Genomic DNA, 6,024 nt, shown 5'->3' on the forward strand with positions numbered 1-6,024 from the left:
TCCGATTGTTTGTTGTGTCGCTTGTACCACCCGTGCCTTCCTCCGAATGTTCAGCATAACGAAGGATGTAAGCCCATCCGCCAGGTCCGGGGTTTCCAACGCAGGCTCCATCTGAAATTAGTGTGACTTTCTTCACGATTCGCTTTGGCTCCTTGAACCAGCAACTAAACCATGGACCCGAGCTTAGATTCTGCCTGTTGAATGCGAGCCAGACATACATCGCGGCCGAGGACGATCATAGTTTCAAAAAGCGGCGGCGCATTTTTGCGTCCGCAGATGGCTACGCGGATTGGCTGGAACATCGGACCGGCCTTTAGACCCAGAGAGGTTGCGGCAGTGCGTAACGCCTGGTCGAGTGAATCGTGATCGAAGGGAGTCGCGGGCAGGATCTCGAGCGCGGTTTGAAGAACCCGGCGGGCCATGGCGGCGTCGCCACCCTTCGATGGAATCAGCTCGGCTGGGTCATAGGGCGCGAGTTGCGGCAAGAAGAAGAAGTCGGCGGCGGAGACTGCGTCTTTCAGGAACTTGATGCGCTCGCGGATGAGCGGGGTTACGGCGAGAAGCTTTTCGGGTGAGGCAGAGAAGCCGGCCTGCTCGAAGAAGGGCTGGAGGCGCGCACTCAGTTCCTCGACGGGCAGGGCGCGAATGTGCTCGCCATTGAGGTGAACTGCCTTGGCGTCAAATGGGTCTTCTTCAGTGAAATTCACGACAGCGTTGGAGCGGTTGACGTTTTCGAGCGTAAAGGCGGATGTGAGTTCGTCGAGCGTGAGGAACTCGCGATCGTCTTTGGGCGACCAGCCGAGGAGGCAGAGGAAGTTGATGAAAGCGTCGGGGAGGAATCCAGCATCGCGATAGGTGGTGACGCTGACAACGGGGCCGTGTTTGCGCTTGGAGAGCTTCGCGCCATCGGGTGCGACAAGTAGCGGCAGGTGCGCGAACTGCGGCGCGGCGGCACCGATGCCTTCAAAGATGAGGGCGTGCTTGAAGGTGTTGGTAAGATGGTCCTGGCCGCGAATGATCTGGGTGATGCGCAGGTCGGCATCGTCGACGCAGGACGAGAGGTGATAGGTCGGGTTACCGTCAGACCTTAGCAGGGCGAAGTCTTCGATCTCGTCGGCTGGCTTGGACATGGGACCGTAGACGGCGTCGTGGAACTGGACCATGCGGCCTTCACCGCGGGGGACGCGGTAGCGGAGAGCGAATGGTTCGCCGGCAGCGGCGCGGCGGTCGCTTTCTTCCCGCGGTAATTCGCGCAAGCCGGGGTTGAAGAGCCAGGCTCCCTGTGAAGAGGATGCTTCGCCTTCGGCAGCGTGCGCGGGGGTAAAGTCGCGATAGGCCAGGCCACTGGCAAAGATGGCGTGGGCTGCGGAGCGGTGCAGTGCGAGGCGCTCAGACTGCTTGTACTCTTCGTCCCAGGAAAGGCCCAGCCAGCGCAGCCCCTCAAAGATGGACTGGACGCTGGCGTCTGTATTGCGCTCGACATCGGTGTCGTCCAGGCGCAACACCATGGTTCCATGGTTGTGCCGGGCGTAGAGCCAGTTGAAGATAAATGTGCGCGCGCTGCCCACGTGGAGAAAACCGGTGGGCGAAGGCGCAAAACGAACGCGAACATTTCCAGATTTTGAGGGAGTGGAATCGGGCATCGTGTCAGTTACTTTCCATTCACGATGCTAGCATTCGCTCCCCGCCGAATCAGGTGTGCTGTCTCACGCCTGGGGAGGATAGGGTGGCTGGGGCGGCGGTGGATAGGGCGGCGGATAGGCAGCCATCGGCGCCGGGACCACCTTCCATTCTGCAAACGCCAGCACGTACAACAGAACCAGCGTGCCCAGGGATGGAATGAGGCAAAGCAAGCACAGCCACGGCGAGAAACCCGCTTTTTTGAGGATGAACCAGCAGGGAATCATGACCACGGCGATCGAGATAATGATGATGATCGGAATGATGGCCATCATGGCCACCATGATCTTCTGAATCATTTCGGGACTCGGCTGATTGTCCTGTAACAGCATTGCAAGCATATGCATACAAACACTCCAGAGATGGAATCAGAACTCTGAGCCAAGCTACGTCGAATCACGGATTTTCGCAATGGGATTCTTTGGAGAGTTGATCACAGACGTTCCGGGGAGGTCCCGCGATTCTGAAATCTGTTCCTTGTCGTAACCCAGATCACACGTCGGCGGCAAGTTGTGGCCCGTACGAGAGTCGGAAGAATCGAAATGGCGAAGATCATCAAGAGCAGCTGCAGATCCCCTCCGCTCCCTCCGGTTGGTCGGGATGACAAGCGCATTTGCGGCTGGTTTCTAGGCGACTTCGGACTTCATCGAGGGTGGTGCGGAGACTTCGCCTTCTTTTTCCTGCGCCACGCGCGAGATCGATACGACCGTAATATCGTCTTCCTGCCCGAATATCTCCGCGGCCTTCACGATAAACGCGGCAGGCAGGTGGCTGATGGAACGCGCGCGATTGAAGCCGAAGAGCTCGTTCTTTGCATTCTTCGCTTCAATCACACCATCGGTGATCACCAGCAGGCGATCCTTCTGCTTGAGATGGAGGGTTTCCTGATCGAAGGTGACTGAGGCGTTCAAACCGAGGGGCAGGTTGCCCGCCATGTTGAGTTCCTTGCCGTTTAGGTATGGCGCGATGTGGCCGGCATTGGCAATGGTTGTCTTGCCATCCCTCGCGACATGCATCGCCACGCATGTCGCATAGGACTGCCCGCGGCCGCACAGCCTGCGGTTCAGGGATTCGAGGACGACATGTGGCTCGTGGCTTGTTTCCACAGTAGTGCGAATAGCGCCGACGATCAGCGCTACCTGCATGCCGGCCTGCAGGCCTTTGCCGGTCACATCGCCCAGAAGAATCAGTACGCCGCCGTGGCCATCAGGAATGATCTGGAAGAAGTCTCCGCCTACCTGCTGTGCCGGCTTGTACTCTGTCTCGAGCACGTACCCTGGAATCGTGGGAATCGCTTCGGGAATGAGCAGTTGCTGAATTTGCCGCGCCTGGTCAATCTCTGCTTCCCACTGCTGCCGCAATTTCAGAGACTGCAGGAAGCGTCGCATCAGCAGTATTGTGATGATAATCAGCGAAACCACGACGGCAATCTGACTGATGCCCACCGCCAGGCCAAACGGGAAGAAGCTCAGCGGCATATGCAGCACCAGCAACTCCTGCTGGTAAAACGAGACAACTAGCAGACCTACTGCGGGCATGGCCAACCATGCCCCGGCGTGGTCCCTGCGCATGCCTTCCCACGCCACCCAGAGCAACATACCGGCCAGCAGCAGTTTCATGAAGGTGGCGAGAGGTGACAGGAAAGCCGCCGCCTGAATCGGGATGAGGTGCCCATAAAGAGGCGCGCGCATCATGGCGATTGTCAATGCCAGTGCAATCGCGAAACCCCACACCATTTTGTGCTGCCGCGGCATATGCCCCATGCGGAACCAATAAGCCCAGAAGATGATCCAAAGCGCAATCACCGCAGGCTTGAGGATGGCATCCGACAGCATGAAGAAAAAGGATCCCGGGATAACCGCGGAATAGTTTCCGACCAGGGACACGATGGTTTGCAGCATGACCCCGGTGCAAGCCAGGCCAAGCCACAAGTAAGCCTTCTCTTTGCGATCGAGCCAGAAGAGAACCGCCGCCACAATGATCGCCAGCAGAAGCAGAGCCAACTCAAGAAAGCTGTTCAATTGGGAGCGATTGACGGCATCCCAATCGAGGCGAAGCATGCGCTCAATTGGTCCCGCCTGTCCCAGGATCGGTGGCCCGTGCAAGCCGCCCGCGTCTGGGTTGGTCAAGGCTGTCGATGGATCCATCCAGACGCGAATGGCGAACGTGATCTGCCCGCTCTTGATGCCCCTCGGCAATGCAAAAGTTCGCGGCAGGGTGAGATAGGTCCTCACGCCGCTCGGCGTAAAGTGCCCAAACTCCCCGATTAGCTGCCCGTTCACGAATACCTGATAGGCGTCATCGACGTCGTCGGGCATCTTGATTTCCAGGCCGCCTTCCGACAGTCCTGGATCATATTGAACATTGACCTTCAGCCGGTACCACGCGTATCCCGCGTAGCCGCTGTCACCCAGAGCCGTCCATCCAGGCATGAATCCGCTGCTGCCTAGAAATGGATCGTAGGATCCCGGCGGCGGAGTCAAATCCATCGAAGGCCACCCGGAGTCGTTGAAGTCCGGCTGCGCCCACTGCAGATCATCGCCTTTGTGGAACTTCCAAGGGCCGTTCAACTCAACGCTGGAAGATCCAAGAACAACTTGCTCTGCCCAGTGAGAAACAGGGGCAGACGCTGTGTTCGCGGTTGACGCATTCACGCCCTGCGATGGCGGAGCATTTTCTGCGCGCACAACATTGACCATCGTGCCGAGACAAAAGGCCGCGACGAGTATGGATATCTTCTTGCCTGTTACAGATAACCGCAACACGCGCATCTGGGAAGTGGCCTCGCCCCACCGAGGTCTGTCGTTCTCTGGCCCAATGGTATTTCCGGAGAATACGCGTCTGACCCGCGTTGGGGCAATATAAATTGGCTCATTCAGAACTGCATTGGCAATTTCTTGCCACAATCAGATTCCCGCGCGCCCTTTATGTGATGTCTTCCGTGTCATAGACCGGGCTGACCGGCCGCTTTTTTGGCACTCCGTGAACCGACGCCAAGAGATCATCGACAACATCTTCCAATTGCTTCTGACTTTCGATCACGGCACTCATGCTCTTCAACTCATCGGGTTCGATTGACCGCTCGACCAGCACGACGGCATGGCACTGAGCCACGTGGTCAAGTCCCAGGCCCTCGGGGGTCTTGGCCTTGATGCTCACCTGCTCCATCTCAATGCCCAGCAGGTCGGCAACAGACGAACGCAGATCACCGGCAACCGGTGCGATTTTGGGAGCATTCATGATCAGGGTGGTGTCGACATTGACGATGCGGAAACCGGCGTTTTGCAGCTCTTCCATGGCCAATTTGAGGAAGATCGCGGAGTTTGCGTCCTTCCAGCGCGGATCGCCCGGCGGAAAGAAGCTTCCGATATCTCCCGCAGCTACAGCCCCAAGCAGCGCGTCTGTAATGGCGTGCAGCAACACGTCGCCATCAGAGTGTCCAACCAAACCCTCAGGATGATCCAGCGTCATGCCGCCCACGCGCAGGGGTATACCCGCCTTGAACACATGCGAGTCCCAGCCAAATCCGATTCTTGTCTCCATGGTCTCCGTGCCAGTTTGTGGTCTCGCCGAACCTAGCGACCACGCTGGCGCAGGTAAAACTCCGCCAACTCCAGGTCACCCGGCTGCGTAATCTTCAGATTAACCTGAGAACCGTGAACCACTGCTACCGGAATTCCGGCGCGCTCGATTACTGACGCTTCGTCCGTTCCCAGAAACCCCTCCTCCATGGCGTCGGTCATCGCCTTCCGCAGCAGTCCAAAGCGGAATCCCTGGGGAGTTTGCGCCTGCACGATGAATTCGCGTGGAATCGTGGAGGTGATGATTGCACCGTGCGCGGTGCGTTCCACCTGTTTGATCGTGTCGATGGCGGGAAGACCGACAATGGCTGCGCCATGCTCGACCACCGCATCGATGGTCCGATCGATCGTTGCCTTGTCAATCAGCGGCCGCACCGCGTCGTGCACCAGCACCACGTCATCCGGGTCAGCCGGAACGGCATTCAGTGCATGCAACACCGATTCCTGCCGTGTATCTCCACCTTCGACTACGTGCACGCGGCCAGTGAATCCATATTCAGCAACCTGCGCCTGTACGCGTTCCATCTCGGTTTTGCGCACGGCCACGTAGATTGCCGTCACCCGCTCGACCGCGGCGAACGCCCGCAACGAGTGGATCAGAATCGGAACACCATCCAGCGAGAGAAACTGTTTAGCCGGGGGCCCCGATGACGGATCTTTGTCGTTGAGGTGTTTAGGCTGCGGCCCGGCCATACGTGTTCCCAGCCCCGCAGCGGGAAGAATTGCGAAAACCTGCATAACTCGCCGAGTATACAACCTCGCC

At 58.3% G+C, this 6,024-nt stretch carries 6 protein-coding genes; all 6 read right to left on the reverse strand.

Annotated features, from left to right (window positions below; all coding sequences use genetic code 11):
* On the reverse strand, positions 1-220 hold a 220-nt coding region (locus WA354_RS24200; protein WP_472815592.1), incomplete at its 3' end, for an RNase H family protein.
* Positions 165-1,643 (reverse strand): glutamate--tRNA ligase, encoded by a 1,479-nt coding sequence (gene gltX, locus WA354_RS24205; RefSeq protein ID WP_472815593.1) that lies wholly within the window; start codon positions 1,641-1,643, stop codon positions 165-167. The genes WA354_RS24200 and gltX, both read right to left, overlap by 56 nt.
* Positions 1,644-1,706: 63 nt before the next feature.
* Complete coding sequence (locus tag WA354_RS24210) at positions 1,707-2,027, reverse strand: hypothetical protein (protein ID WP_472815594.1); 321 nt, start codon at positions 2,025-2,027, stop codon at positions 1,707-1,709.
* A 279-nt stretch (positions 2,028-2,306) separates the two neighbouring features.
* On the reverse strand, positions 2,307-4,451 hold the full coding sequence (locus WA354_RS24215; RefSeq protein ID WP_472815595.1) for a PP2C family protein-serine/threonine phosphatase: 2,145 nt from the start codon (positions 4,449-4,451) through the stop codon (positions 2,307-2,309).
* A 154-nt stretch (positions 4,452-4,605) separates the two neighbouring features.
* The gene (gene ispF, locus WA354_RS24220; RefSeq protein WP_472815596.1) at positions 4,606-5,223 is read right to left on the reverse strand and encodes a 2-C-methyl-D-erythritol 2,4-cyclodiphosphate synthase; all 618 of its coding nucleotides are present in this window, start codon (positions 5,221-5,223) and stop codon (positions 4,606-4,608) included.
* 32 nt (positions 5,224-5,255) lie between these two features.
* On the reverse strand, positions 5,256-6,024 hold a 769-nt coding region (gene ispD / locus WA354_RS24225), incomplete at its 5' end, for a 2-C-methyl-D-erythritol 4-phosphate cytidylyltransferase (RefSeq protein WP_472815597.1).

The sequence above is a fragment of the Occallatibacter sp. genome, assembly GCF_049802275.1.
Taxonomy (GTDB): Bacteria; Acidobacteriota; Terriglobia; order Terriglobales; family Acidobacteriaceae; genus Telmatobacter.